12 protein-coding genes are annotated in these 13,168 nt (G+C 76.1%); 5 read left to right on the top strand and 7 right to left on the bottom strand.

Annotation, left to right across the window (positions count from 1 at the left end):
* The first annotated feature begins 69 nt into the window (after positions 1–69).
* Positions 70–1,071: a glycine betaine ABC transporter substrate-binding protein gene (locus tag MHY85_RS17030; protein ID WP_239198519.1), complete on the top strand. Its 1,002-nt coding sequence runs from the start codon at positions 70–72 to the stop codon at positions 1,069–1,071.
* A gap of 72 nt (positions 1,072–1,143) precedes the next feature.
* Here the strand turns inward: MHY85_RS17030 and MHY85_RS17025 are convergent, their stop codons facing one another.
* Positions 1,144–2,658, bottom strand: a complete 1,515-nt coding sequence (locus MHY85_RS17025; protein ID WP_239198516.1) for an NAD(P)/FAD-dependent oxidoreductase — start codon at positions 2,656–2,658, stop codon at positions 1,144–1,146.
* Positions 2,659–2,885: 227 nt separating this feature from the next.
* On the opposite strand from MHY85_RS17025, the gene MHY85_RS17020 reads away from it, so the two are divergent.
* Positions 2,886–3,098, top strand: coding sequence for a hypothetical protein (locus MHY85_RS17020; RefSeq protein WP_239198513.1), 213 nt, complete (start codon positions 2,886–2,888; stop codon positions 3,096–3,098).
* A 74-nt stretch (positions 3,099–3,172) separates the two neighbouring features.
* Here the strand turns inward: MHY85_RS17020 and MHY85_RS17015 are convergent, their stop codons facing one another.
* Together MHY85_RS17015 and MHY85_RS17010 are read right to left on the bottom strand one after the other, a co-directional pair.
* Complete coding sequence (locus MHY85_RS17015) at positions 3,173–4,801, bottom strand: methyl-accepting chemotaxis protein (protein ID WP_239198510.1); 1,629 nt, start codon at positions 4,799–4,801, stop codon at positions 3,173–3,175.
* A 175-nt stretch (positions 4,802–4,976) separates the two neighbouring features.
* On the bottom strand, positions 4,977–5,798 hold the full coding sequence (locus MHY85_RS17010) for a hypothetical protein (RefSeq protein ID WP_239198507.1): 822 nt from the start codon (positions 5,796–5,798) through the stop codon (positions 4,977–4,979).
* A 205-nt stretch (positions 5,799–6,003) separates the two neighbouring features.
* Between MHY85_RS17010 and MHY85_RS17005 the strand changes: the two genes are divergently transcribed.
* A complete protein-coding gene (locus MHY85_RS17005; protein ID WP_239198504.1) occupies positions 6,004–6,873 on the top strand; it encodes a Cof-type HAD-IIB family hydrolase in 870 nt (289 codons plus the stop codon).
* Positions 6,874–6,909: 36 nt separating this feature from the next.
* Here MHY85_RS17005 and MHY85_RS17000 read toward each other — a convergent pair whose 3' ends face one another.
* The 3 genes from MHY85_RS17000 to MHY85_RS16990 are packed head-to-tail and all read right to left on the bottom strand — an operon-like array spanning position 6,910 to position 8,580.
* Complete coding sequence (locus MHY85_RS17000) at positions 6,910–7,383, bottom strand: thioesterase family protein (protein WP_239198501.1); 474 nt, start codon at positions 7,381–7,383, stop codon at positions 6,910–6,912.
* 28 nt (positions 7,384–7,411) lie between these two features.
* The gene (locus MHY85_RS16995; RefSeq protein WP_308191419.1) at positions 7,412–7,891 is read right to left on the bottom strand and encodes a VOC family protein; all 480 of its coding nucleotides are present in this window, start codon (positions 7,889–7,891) and stop codon (positions 7,412–7,414) included.
* Positions 7,892–7,947: 56 nt separating this feature from the next.
* The gene (locus MHY85_RS16990; RefSeq protein ID WP_239198498.1) at positions 7,948–8,580 is read right to left on the bottom strand and encodes a TetR/AcrR family transcriptional regulator; all 633 of its coding nucleotides are present in this window, start codon (positions 8,578–8,580) and stop codon (positions 7,948–7,950) included.
* Positions 8,581–8,772: 192 nt separating this feature from the next.
* Between MHY85_RS16990 and MHY85_RS16985 the strand changes: the two genes are divergently transcribed.
* Entirely contained in the window at positions 8,773–9,783 is a 1,011-nt protein-coding gene (locus MHY85_RS16985; protein ID WP_239198495.1) for an ATP-binding cassette domain-containing protein, read from the top strand.
* Positions 9,780–10,625, top strand: a complete 846-nt coding sequence (locus tag MHY85_RS16980; RefSeq protein ID WP_239198492.1) for an ABC transporter permease — start codon at positions 9,780–9,782, stop codon at positions 10,623–10,625. The genes MHY85_RS16985 and MHY85_RS16980 overlap by 4 nt, the downstream gene beginning before the upstream one ends.
* A 60-nt stretch (positions 10,626–10,685) precedes the next feature.
* On the opposite strand, the gene MHY85_RS16975 is transcribed toward MHY85_RS16980, so the two are convergent.
* On the bottom strand, positions 10,686–13,168 hold a 2,483-nt coding region (locus tag MHY85_RS16975; RefSeq protein ID WP_239198489.1), incomplete at its 5' end, for an AAA family ATPase.

Genomic DNA, 13,168 nt, shown 5'->3' with positions numbered 1-13,168 from the left:
GACCCCACCCATCCGGTGCCCCACCGGCGCCGAACACCGTGTGCCCACCCGAGACCAGAGGACCCGCACATGAACGCACGTCGCACCACCCTCCCCGCCGCCGCGGCCGGCCTGCTGCTCCTGCTGGCGGCCTGCGGCGACCCCGGCTCCGGCGGCGGCACCGCCGAGACCTCGGCGAGCAGCTCGGGCGGCACCGTCTGCGAGCCCGTCGCCGGGGACCAGCTGGTCGTCCTCGAGGACGACAAGGGTCTGCAGAACGCCGACAACGTCATCCCCGCGGTGAACGCGGCGGCGGCCCAGGCGGACCCGGGCCTCGTCCCGCTGCTCGACACCGTGTCCGCGGCGCTCGACACCGACAAGCTGATCCAGCTGAACAAGGCGGTCGACATCGACCGCCGCACGTCGAGCGAGGCGGCCCAGCAGTTCGTCGAGGACGAGGGCCTGGCCGCGAGCGACGCCACCGCCGGCAGCGGCAAGAGCGTGATCATCGGCGCCGCGAACTTCTCCGAGAGCGCCACGCTGTCCGAGATCTACGCCGACGTGCTGCGGTCCGCGGGCTACACCGCCGAGGTGCAGACCATCGGCAACCGGGAGACGTACCTGCCCGCGCTGCAGAGCGGTCAGATCACGCTCACGCCGGAGTACGCCGCCACGCTGGCGGAGTTCCTCAACACGTCCGCCAACGGCGCGGACGCCGAGCCGGTCGCGAGCGGCGACCCGGACGAGACCGTGGCGGCGCTCACCGAGCTCGGCACCGCCGCGGGCCTGACGTTCGGCGCGGTGTCCGAGGCCCAGGACCAGAACGCGTTCGCGGTGACGTCGGAGTTCGCCGACGAGCACGGCGTGACCACGCTGTCGGACCTCGCCGAGGCGTGCTCCGGCGGCGTCGTGCTCGCCGGCCCGGCCGAGTGCCCCGAGCGGCCGTTCTGCCAGATCGGCCTCGAGGACACCTACGGCATCACGGTCAGCGAGTTCACGAGCTACGACTTCGGCCTGATCGGCGACGCGGTGCGCCAGGGCGAGGCGTCGATCGGCCTGGTGCTGTCGAGCGACGGGTCGCTCGCGAGCTGAACCCCGGACGACGAGCGGGGCGGGACCGGTGACCGGTCCCGCCCCGCTGTCGTCCCGCCCGCCGGGCTCCGGTCAGAGGCCCGCCGTCTCCAGCAGGCGCAGCCAGACCTCGCTCACCGTCGGGTACGCCGGCACCGCGTGCCACAGCCGGTCCAGCGGCACCTCCCCCGTCACGGCGATCGTCGCGGCCTGCAGCAGCTCCGCGGCGTCCGGGCCGGTGAAGGTCGCGCCCACGATCACGCCGCGGTCCTCGTCCACGACGACCTGGGCGGTCCCGGAGTACCCGTCGGCCGCCACCGAGGCGCCCGCCACGGACCCGATGGGGTAGGACACGGCCCGCACCCGCAGCCCGGCGTCCCGCGCCTGCTGCTCAGTGCGGCCGACCCACGCGACCTCGGGCCGGGTGAACACGACCTGCGGCACCGCCGCGTGGTCCGCGGACGCCCGGTACCGGGTGAACGGCGCCGCGTCCCGCTCGGCGGCCTGCGCCTCGGCGGCGCCCTCCCCCGGCTCCGCCACCGACGCGGAGAACCGGGCGGCGACCACGTCGCCCACCACCCGGGCGTCGTACTTGCCCTGGTGGGTCGTGGCGGTCCGGCCGGTGACGTCGCCGACCGCGAACAGCCAGCCGTCGTCCGCCTCGGTCGCCTGCAGCGCGTCGTCCACCGCGATCGGCGCGCCCGGCTCCAGGCCGATCGCCTCGAGCCCGAGGTCCGCGGTCCGCGGGCGCCGGCCGGTCGCGACCAGCACCTCGTCGGCGTGCAGCTCGCCGGCGCCCTGCGGCCCGGTGACCGCGAGGTGCACCCCGCGCTCGTCGCGGTCGACCCGCGTCGCGCTCGTGCCGAACCGCAGGTCGACCCCGAGGTCCCGCAGGCCGGCGGCGACCTCCTCGGCCGCGAACGGCTCCGCCTTGTCGAGCAGCCGGTCGCCGCGCACCAGCAGGGTCACGGCGGCACCCAGGTCGCGGTACGCGACCGCCATCTCGACGCCGACCACCCCGCCGCCGAGGACCACGAGGCTGCCCGGCACGTCCTTGACGGCCGTCGCCTCGCGCGAGGTCCACGGCTGCGCCTCCGCCAGGCCGGGGATGCCCGGGACGGTCGGCTCGCTGCCGGTCGCGACGATCACGGCGTGCCGTGCGATCACCCGGGTGTCGCCCTCGTCCGACTCCACCAGCAGCTCCTTCGGGCCGGTGAACCGGGCCGTGCCGCGCAGCAGCGCGATCCCGGCCGAGTCCAGCCACTCGACCTGGCCGTGGTCGTCCCAGTGCGAGGTGAACTCGTCCCGGCGCGCCAGCACGGCGGCGGGGTCCAGCCGGCCCTGGACCAGCTCGGCGGCACCGGGCACGGCCCGGGCGGCGGCGAGGACGGCCCCGGGCCGCAGCAGCGCCTTCGACGGCATGCAGGCCCAGTAGGAGCACTCGCCGCCCACCAGCTCGTGCTCGACCACCAGCACCGACAGCCCGAGCCGGCCGGCCCGGTCGGCGGCGTTCTCCCCCACGGCGCCCGCGCCCAGGACCACGACGTCGTACGTCACGGTGTCGTGCGGCGCCTGCTCCCCGTCCGTCTGCAGGGTGCGCTCGGTCATGTCGTCGCTCCGTTCCTCCGGGTGCCGCGGTCCGCGGTGCCCCCATCGTCGCCCGGCGGCGCGGTTCCGGCACGCAGGCGCCGCGGGGCCGCCTCACTCCAGCGGCGCTCGAAGGTTGGGCATGATCGAGCGGCTATCAGGTGAATCCGGCCCGTACACCCGCGTGTCGCCGGGTGAAACCGGGGCAGAAGCCGCCGATCGCCCGATCCCGGTGGGACCTTGTCCTCATGAACGAGGACCCCTGGCGCGTCGAGATCACGGACGCCGACATCCGCGCCGCGAAGCGCGCCTGGATCGCCGCGCGCGACAGCGACGCGACGGACGCCGAGGTGGACCGCCGCTACGACGACCTCCGCCGCCTGGTGAGCGGGCAGGCGCAGCAGCTCGCCGACGTGGTCCGCGCGCGCGCCGCCGCGCGGCGCAGGGCGCAGGCCGACTGACCCGCTCCCCGCACGCACGGCGACCCCCGCGCACGCCGCACGCGTGCGCGGGGGTCGCCGCGTCCGGGGGCGCGTCAGTACCGGAACCGCGACACCTGGCCGCGCAGGTCCTCGGACATCCGGGCGAGCTCGGCCACCGCCGACCCCATCTGGTTGAGGGTCTGGGAGGACTGGGTCGCGGCCGAGGCCACCCCGGTGATGTTCGTGGCGATCTCCCCCGAGCCCGTGGCCGCCTCGGCCACCGACCGGGACATCTCCGTGGTCGTGGCGGTCTGCTCCTCCACGGCCGAGGCGATGGTCAGCTGGTAGTCGTTGATGCTCGCGATGATGTGGCTGATCTCCCCGATCGCCCCCACCGCGCCGCTGGTGTCCGCCTGGATCGCCTCCACCCGCCGCGCGATGTCCTCGGTCGCCTTGGCCGTCTCCTGCGCCAGCTCCTTGACCTCCCCGGCCACCACCGCGAAGCCCTTGCCGGCCTCCCCGGCCCGCGCCGCCTCGATCGTCGCGTTCAGCGCCAGCAGGTTCGTCTGCTCCGCGATGCTCGTGATCACCTTCACCACGTTCCCGATCTCCTGGGACGACGCCCCCAGCCGCGCCACCTGCTCGTTCGTCACCGCCGCCGCGTCCGTCGCCTGACCCGCGACCTTCGCCGCCTGCGAGGCGTTCTGCGCGATCTCCCGGATCGAGGCCCCCATCTGCTCGGCACCCGCGGCCACCGTCTGCACGTTCCGCGACACCTGCTCCGCAGCCGCCGCCACGACCCCCGCCTGCGCCGACGTCTCGTCCGACCCCGCCGCGACCTGCGACGAGGCCGCCGACAGCTCCTCCGCCGCGGCCGCCACCGCCTGGGAGGTCTCCACGACCCCGGCCATGGTGGCGCGCAGGCTGGTCTGCGCCGAGGCCAGGGCCGACGCCATCTCGCCCAGCTCGTCGCGCGAGCGCACGTCGGGCTCGCGGGTCAGGTCCCCGGTCGCCATCGCCTCCACGGACGCCCGCACCCGGGACGCCGCGCGCGCCATCGTCCCGGAGACCCGCAGCCCGGCCAGCAGCGCCGCCAGCACGCCGGCGACCAGGAGCACCGCCGTCACGACCCGGCCGGTCGCCGCGGCGGACGCCGCGTCCTCGGTGGCGTCGACGGTGCGCTCGCGCAGCGAGTCGAGCAGCGCCGTCGTGGCGTCCCCGATCGCGTAGTACACGTCGTACGCGTCCCCGGTGACCAGGGCGTCGCCGGCGTCGAGCGCCTCGGGGGTGCCCTCCTGGTAGGCGGCGACGACGCGGTCGTCCGCGGCGAAGAAGTCCTGCCACAGCGACGCGATCTGCTCGAACGTCGCGGCCTCGTCCGCGGTGAGCAGGTCGGTGTCGACGGCGTCGAGCGCCGCCTGCAGCGTCTGCACCGACTCCAGGTAGCCGGCGCGGTTCGCGCTGTCCGCCGCGACCGCCTCCGGTCCGCCGATCCGCCGGGTGTCCCAGGCGTACGCGACCTGCCAGCCCGAGACGTCCGCGTTCATGGTGCGGACCTCGCCGACCTCGGTCGAGACCTCCTGGAGCTCCGCCAGGCGGTCGTTCGCCGCCGAGACGCGCCCCAGGAACACCTGGGAGCCCACCCCGGCGACCACGGCGGTCGCCACGCCGATCGCCGCGACCCCCAGGACCTTCGCCCGGAGCCCGCTCCACCGCCCTCGCCCGTTCGGCACCGCGCCCATCGTCCGACCTCCGCTCGTCCGTCCCCCGCCGAGGTCCGGATCGGCGGGGGCGCGGTCGGACTGAGCCTCCCGGCGGGCGAACACGGGAGGCGGCCGTCACAGGCGGCCGCCCGGGGACGGCAGCGGGCCGGGCGCGCCGCGTCGGCGCGCCCGGCCCGGAGCCGGAGCGGGTCGGTCAGAACCCGAGGCTGCTCATGTCCGCGATCTGGTCGGCGGTCGGCGCGGTGATGTCGACCGGCTCGCCCCAGCCCGAGAACGTGACGTCGGTGCTGGCCCCGGCGACCTCGGTGGTCACCCGGCGCATCTGGTCGTCCGCGTCGATCCAGTAGCTGTAGGTGAGCTCCGGCGGCATCGTGGCGCCCGCGGCGGCGAGCTCCCCGGCGACGGCGGGGTCGGTGAGCGCCGACGAGTCGATGACGACCGCGTACTCCTGGGCGAGGGCGCCGCCCACCTCCTGCGGCTCGCCGACCTTCTCGAACGACTTCACGGCGTCCGCGAGCCCGGCGAGGGTGCCGGTGGGATCGAACTGCCCCTCCATGCCGGCGAACGACTGCGACAGCGGGTTGCTGGTGTCGTCGGGGTCGATCTGGAGGTACTTGTCACCGGTGAGCTCCGGCATCTGCATGTAGACGATGCCGCCGACCATCTTGAAGTCGATGGTGCCGGTGCCCGGGACCTCCATGGTCATGGCCAGGTCCTGCGCGCCGTCGGTGTACCGGATGACGCCGGTCGCCGTCTGGGTGACGCCGGAGCCGGTGGTCGTCATGTCCATCGTCACGGTGCCCGCCGCCTGGGCCGCGGCGGTGACGCGCTCGACGAAGTCGTCCTTCGTCAGGTCGAAGTCGGACTCGACCTCGGCGACCTCCTCGGCCGGGGCGGAGGCCTCGGCGCCCGCGGCGGGCTTGTCCGCCTTCTCGCCGGAGTCGGAGCAGGCGGACAGGCCCAGGACGGCGACCGCCGTCAGGGACAGGGCGGCGATGCCACGCGTGACGCGCATGGGGAGGACTCCTCGGTCGTGGGGAGCCGGCCGCCGACGGCGCGGCACGGGCTCGACGGTCGCCGCCCCCTGCGCGCCGGGCGCGCGGCGCGGCTCGGTGCCCGTCGACCGTAACCCGTGCCGCGGTTCCCCGTGCGCCGGCTGTGCGCCTGCTGAGCGCCGTCACCCGGACGGACCACCGCGCGCCGGCTGGGAGACTGGGGGCATGCCCGCCACGACGACCACCGAGCCCGTCCTCGACCCGCCCGCGCTGCCCGACGTCGACCAGGTGCGCCTCGTCGTCTCCGACATGGACGGCTCGCTGCTGGACGAGCGCGGCCGGGTCCCCGAGACGTTCTGGCCGGTCCTGGACGAGCTCGAGCGGCGCGGGATCGCGTTCGCCCCGGCCAGCGGCCGGCAGTACGCGAACCTGCGGGAGCTGTTCGGCCCGCGCGGGGACGACCTGGTGTTCATCGCGGAGAACGGCTCGTACGTCGTGCAGCACGAGGAGGCGCTGTCCACGGACCCGCTGCCCGCGGAGGTCGTGCCGGAGGTGGTCGGCCGGGTGCGCGAGCTGGCGGCCCGGGGGGCCGACGTCGGGCTCGTGCTGTGCGGGCAGCGCGCCGCGTCCATCGAGCGGGTGGGCGACGCGTTCGCCGAGCACGCGCGCCGGCACTACGCGCGGCTGCAGGAGGTCGACGACGTCACCGCCGTGGACGACGTGGTGCTGAAGATCGCGGTGTTCGACTTCGGCTCGGTCGAGGAGGTCACGGCGCCCGCCTTCGCGGACCTCGCCGAGCGGCTGCGCGTCGTGGTGTCGGGGCAGCACTGGATCGACGTGATGAGCCCGGCGGCCGACAAGGGCCACGCGCTGCGCCGGGTGCAGGAGCGGCTCGGCGTGACCCCGGAGCAGACGATGGCGTTCGGCGACTACCTGAACGACGCCGGGCTGCTGGACGCGGCGCGCTGGTCGTGCGCGATGGACAACGCGCACCCGGACGTCCGGGCGCGGGCCCGGTACGTGGTGCCGGCGAACAGCCGGAACGGCGTGACCCGCACGCTGGCCGCCGCCCTGGGGATGACGGTCGGCGCCTGACCCCGCCGCGCGGCGGGGCGCCCGCGCGGCCCGACGTCACCAGCCGTGCAGCACCGGCGCCTCGCCCGGGTACGTCTCGAACACCGCGCGCTCGTCCGGGGTGAACGGCCGCGGCTGGTGCGTCCCGCGGTCGAGCTGCACCATCCGGGACCGCGCCCGCAGGTAGACGACCGGCTCGGCCCCGGCGGCGCCCGCGACGTCCAGCACCTCGTAGCCGAAGTCGACCGACGACCGGCCCGTCCGCGGCACCCAGACGTCCACGGCGATCGGCTCCGGCCGGAACGCGAGCGGCGCGAGGTACTCGATCTCGTGCTTGACGACGACCAGCAGCGAGTCGGTGGGCCGCCCCGCGGGGTCGACGCCCATCGACGGGAACAGCGCGAAGCGGGCGTCGTCGAGGAACCGGAGGTAGGCCGCGTTGTTGACGTGCGCGAACAGGTCGACGTCCGACCACCGCACCTGCATCGTCACGCGTCCGCGCCGGCCGGGGGTGGGGGCGGTGTCGGTCACCGCCCCAGGGTAGGTCGCCGCCGCGGGCTCAGCCGTCCGCGGCGGCGCGCAGGGCCGCCACGTCGAGCTTCTGCATCCCGAGCATCGCCTGCATCGCCCGCTGCGCCCGCGCGGGGTCCGGGTCGCCCAGCAGCTCGCCGAGCGCGCGCGGGACGATCTGCCAGGACAGGCCGTACGGGTCCTTGAGCCAGCCGCACTGGGACGGCTCGCCGCCGCCGGCGATCAGCCCGTCCCACAGCCGGTCGACCTCGTCCTGGGTGTCGACCGACACGAAGAACGAGAACGCCTCGGTGAACCGGAACTGCGGGCCGGCGTTCAGCGCCTCGACGGGCAGGCCGTCGAGCTCGAAGGACACCGACATGACCCGCCCGGCGAACTCGTCCGGCGCCCCGTCCGGGTACGTCCGGGTCTCCGTCACCCGCGAGTTCGGCAGGAGCGAGGTGTAGAGCGCGGCGGCCTGCTCGGCCTGGGAGTCGAACCACAGGAACGGGTGCACGCTGGTCAGCACGGGAGGCCTCCTCGTCTCGGGTGGACCCCAGTGTGCCCCGGGGCCTCGTGCCGGCCCTACGCCGGCTCGGCCAGCGCGGCGAGCGCCCGGGCGGCGAACCGCGCCGTCCGGCGTGCCGCCTCCGTGTCGCGGTCCGCGAGCCAGACCGTGGTCAGGCCCTCCGTCGCCATCACGAGCGCCCGCGCGGCCTGGTCGAGCGGCACCGTCCAGCGGCACCGCGCCGCGAGCGCCGCCGTCGACAGCGTCGCGCGCGCGGACTCCTGGTAGACCGCGTACTGCGCGACCAGGGCCCCGCGCTGGCCCGGCGTCCGCATGGCGTACAGCGCGAGCTCGAGCAGGGCCTGCTCCCGCTCCGGACGCGCGACGAGGTGCTCGACGTAGCGCTCCAGCCCGCCGCCGATGACGTCCTCGAGCGCCGGAGGTCCCGCGGGTCCGGCGTCCGCACCGTCCCCGGCCGCCGTGGCGACCGGCAGCAGCCCGGCCTCCGCGGCGCGGCGCTCCTGCTCGGTCACCTCGACGATGACCGCCTCGAGCAGGTGCTCGCGGGACGGGAACGCGTAGTGCAGGCTCGCCAGGGACATGCCCGCCTCGGCGACCACGGCACGCGTGGTCGCCGCGGCCACGCCGTCGCGGGCGATCACCCGGACCGCCGCGTCGACCAGCTCCCGGCGCCGGTCCTCCACCGCCATCCGCGGCATCCGCCACCCCCTCGACCCGGTCGGGAGTGTGGCGCACGCCCGGGCGCGCGTCACGACGCCGCGCGGGCGCCCGGGCCGACGTCAGCCGCACGGGTGACCGCCGCCGCCGTGTCAGCGCGACGTGAGCGCCGTGTGAGCGGCGAACCGGAGGGTGGTCGTCGTCTACCAGGGAGGACCACCACCATGACCACATCCACCGACGGCAGCACCTGGGCCGTCGAGGCCCGCGGGCTCGTCAAGACGTTCGGCGACAACCGCGCGGTCGACGGCATCGACCTGCAGATCCGGACCGGGGCCGTCTACGGCTTCCTCGGCCCGAACGGCGCCGGCAAGACCACGACCATCCGCATGCTCGCGACCCTGCTCCGCCCGGACGCCGGCACGGCCACCGTGTTCGGCCGGGACGTCGCCCGCGAGGCGCAGGCCGTGCGGTCGCTGATCGGCGTGACCGGCCAGTACGCGTCGGTCGACGAGAGCCTGTCCGCCACCGAGAACCTCGTGCTGTTCGCGCGGCTGCTCGGCCTGTCCCGGCTCGACGCCCGCCGCACGTCCGCGGCGCTGCTCGAGGAGTTCGGGCTCACCGAGGCGGCCGCGCGCCCGCTGAAGAACTTCTCCGGCGGCATGCGACGGCGCCTCGACCTCGCCGCCTCGCTCATCGCGCAGCCGCCGCTGATCTTCCTGGACGAGCCGACCACCGGCCTCGACCCGCGCACCCGCCTGCAGATGTGGGAGACCGTGCGCCGCCTGGTCGCCGGCGGGTCCACCGTCCTGCTGACCACCCAGTACCTCGACGAGGCCGACCAGCTGGCCGACCGGATCGCCGTCATCGACCGCGGGCGGCTCGTGGCCGAGGGCACCGGTGCGGAGCTCAAGGCGTCGGTCGGCACCTCCCGGCTGCAGCTCGGGCTCGCCGAGCCGGCCGACGAGCCGGAGGCGCTGCGGATCGCCCGCTCGGTGCTCGGCGTCGAGCCGACCCGCACGCGGGACGGCCGGCTGTCCGCCCCCGTCCCCACGGCGGACTCCGCGGGGGACCTGCTGGTCGCCCTGCGCTCCGCCGGCATCCCGCTGCACGACATCGCCGTGCAGGAGCCCACGCTCGACGAGGTGTTCCTCACGCTGACCGGGCACGCCTCAGCGGCGCCCGCGCCGGCCGAGGACGCCGCCGACCGCGACCTCGAGGAGGCCCGCGCATGACCACCACGCTCACCCCGGCCCGGTCGGCCGCCCCGGCGGTCGACCCCTACGCCCTGGCCCGCGCGGCCGGCAACCGCGTCACCCTCGGCGCCACGGTCCGGCAGTCGTTCTCGATGGGCTGGCGCGGCCTGCTCAAGGTCCGGCGCACGCCCGAGCAGCTGTTCGACGTCACGCTGCAGCCCATCCTGTTCACGCTGATGTTCACGTACATCTTCGGCGGCGCGATCGCCGGGGACGTGCAGTCCTACCTGCCGTTCTTCATCCCCGGCATCCTGGTGCAGACCGTCATCACCACCTCGGTCGTCACGGGCGTGCAGCTCCGCGAGGACATGGACAAGGGCGTGTTCGACCGGTTCCGGTCGCTGCCCATCGCGCGGATCGCGCCCCTCGCCGGGGCCCTGCTCGCCGACACCATCCGCTATCTCATCGCCACGACGCTGACGATGGTCATGGGCCTGATCATGGGCTGGCGGCCGGACGGCGGGGCCGTCGGGGTCGTCGCGGCCGGCCTGCTGGTCGTGGTCAGCGCGTGGGCGCTGTCCTGGATCTTCGCCTTCTTCGGCGTGATCGCCCGATCGGCGTCGTCGGTGCAGGGCATCTCGATGATCGTGCTGTTCCCGCTGACCTTCGCGTCGAACGCGTTCGTCCCCGCGGACACGCTGCCGGGGTGGCTGCGGTCGTTCGTCGACGTGAACCCGGTGTCGCACCTGGTGACGGCTGCGCGCGACCTGACGCTGGGCGACGGCGTCACCGCGGACGCGGGGTGGGCGCTGCTCGGGGCCGCGGTGGTCGTGGCGGTGTTCGCGCCGCTGACCGTCCGGGCGTACATGCGCCGGGCCTGAGCGGCCGGCGGCGACGGCGCCCGACCCCCGCGGGGCCGGGCGCCGTCGCCGTACCCGGGGTCAGGCCGCGCCCACGCCGGCGGCGCGCAGCAGGGCGAGCGCCCGCAGCACGTCGTCGCCGTGCGCCAGCGCCGCGGCCCCGGCGCGCGCCCGCCCGACCGCGGCCTCGCCGTACCGGGCCGCCGCGAGCGCGAGGTGCGGCGCCAGCACCCCGCAGGGGAAGTCCTGCCGGGCGCCGACCCGCTCCGCGAGCGCCAGCAGCTCCAGACCGCCGGGGTCCTCCGGGACCGTGGCCACGCGCCACGCGCCGACGCCGGTCAGCAGCGTGCCGAGCACCGGCCGGTCGGTGAAGCCGGCACGCCCGGTCAGGTCCTCCTCGCGGATCGCGCGCACGGCCTCGCGGAGGGCCGGCTCGTCCGCCTGCCCCTCCAGCACGTGCGCCGCGAGGCAGGCCCCGGCCGCGACGAGCATCCAGGGCCCGGAGCCGCTGCGGCCCGCCGCCCGGGTCAGGAGCGCCCGGTACCGCGCCAGGCCGCGGGCGACCTCGCCGCGGCCGCGCTCGGCCTCCGCGAGCCCGAGGGCGGACATGACCTCGGCGTCCCGCACGTCGGTCGTCGCCCGGCCCACGTCCTCGAACACCCGCTCGGCCTCGTCCCACTCGCCGAGGCTGAGCAGCGTCACCCCGTAGACCTGCTCCAGGCTGTCCTCGAAGGCCTGGACCATCAGGTCGCGGTGGCCGAGCTGCGGGTCGGCGAGCGCGGCGCGCGCGGCGGTGAGCCAGTCCATCGCCTCCCGGGGCCGCAGGCTCTGGCTGTACGCCCCCGCGAGCGACACCGCGGCCATCACCGCGGTCCACGGGTCGTCGGTGCCCACGGCCAGGTGGTAGGCCTCGCCGGCGTAGGCGATCGACGCCTCGACGTCGGAGTCGTTCTCCGCGAGCGACCAGGACGCGAGCAGCGCGAGCCGGCGGCTCGGCAGGTCCGTCGACTCCCGGGCCGCCGCCAGCAGCCCCGCCAGGGCGCCGGGGTCGGCGATCCGGTCGACCGCCTCGGCCAGCAGCCGCGGCACCGGCCGCAGCCCGCCCGCCGCGGCGGCCCGCCGCACCGCGAGCCGGGCGCGGGCGCCGGCCCGCAGGTCGCCGAACATCAGCTCCGTGCCCGCCAGCATCGCGAGGGCGACGACCGCGGGCTCGGCGTCGCCCTCCGGCACCCAGCCCTCGCTCGCGGCCAGCACACCCCGCTGCACGTCCTGCAGCTCGGCGTGCGCGCCCTGCAGCATCCAGCGCAGCCCGACCACGGCGAACACCGCCAGCACCGCACCCGGCCGGCGGGTGCCCTCGGCGAGCTCGCGGCGCAGCAGGGCCACCAGGTTGTCGTGCTCGACGTCGCCGACGGGGTCGAGCAGCACCCGCTCCGGGCTGCCCGCCCGCCGGACGATCCCCGACGCGACGTCCTGCGCCCAGTCCAGCACCGCCTCGCGCAGCCGGTCCTGCTCGCCGACCGCGAGCACCTCCCGCTGCCCGAACTCCCGGACGGTCTCGAGCATCCGGTACCGGACCTCACCCGTGCGCCGCTCCTCCTCGACCAGGAGCAGGGACTGGGCGACCAGCGCGTCCAGGTCGTCCAGCACCGCGGCCTCGTCCGCCTCGCCCGCCACGACCGCGAGCGCGGCCGGCAGCCCGAAGCCGTCCGGGAGCACCGCGACCCGGCGGCACAGCGCGCGCTGCCGCTCGGTGAGCAGGTCCCAGGACCACGCGATCACGGCGTGCAGGGTCCGGTGCCGCTCGGGCGTCCCCGCGCCGCCGGACACGAGCAGCGCGAACCGGTCGGACAGCCGGCGCTCGACCTCGACCACCGTCAGCGAGCGGGTCCGCGCGGCGGCGAGCTCGATCGCGAGCGGCAGCCCGTCGAGGCGGGCGCACAGCCGCTCGACGACGTCGGGCGGGAGGGTCACGCCGGGGCGCACCGCGGTCGCCCGCTCGGTGAACAGCCGGACGGCCGCGCCGGGGCCGCCGTCGGCGTCGCGGGCCGGCAGCGGGTCCAGCGGGTGCACCCGCTCCCCGGGCACCCCCAGCGGCGCGCGGCTCGTGGTCAGCACCTGGACGTCGGACAGCGTGCCGACCACCTCGGCGACCCAGGTCGCCACGCCGTCGAGCACCTGCTCGCAGTTGTCGAGCACCAGCAGGGTCGGCTGCTCGCCCAGCCGGTCCAGCACGCGCTCCGGCAGGGTGCGCATCCGCTGGTCGGTCACGCCGGCGCGCCGCGCGGAGGGCTCGGGGACCTGCAGCGCCCCCGCGAGCGCCGGCAGCACGTCCGGGTCGTCGCGCACCGCGGCCAGCTCGGCGACGTACACCGCGCGGGACCCGCCCGCGGCGCGGCGGGCGACCTCCTGCACCAGGCGGGTCTTGCCGAGGCCGCCGGTGCCCAGCACGGTCACGACCGGGGCCGCGCCGAGCATCGCCTCCACCGCGGCGACGTCGGCGTCCCGGCCGATGAGCGCGTTGGGGGCGACGCGGAGGCCGCGCGCGGCGGGCGGCCTCAGCG

It is taken from the genome of Cellulomonas sp. ACRRI, from assembly GCF_022346185.1.
In the GTDB taxonomy this organism is placed as follows: Bacteria; Actinomycetota; Actinomycetes; order Actinomycetales; family Cellulomonadaceae; genus Cellulomonas.
The sequence above is the reverse complement of the archived record's forward strand: the minus strand, read 5'-3'. Positions and strand labels throughout refer to the sequence as shown.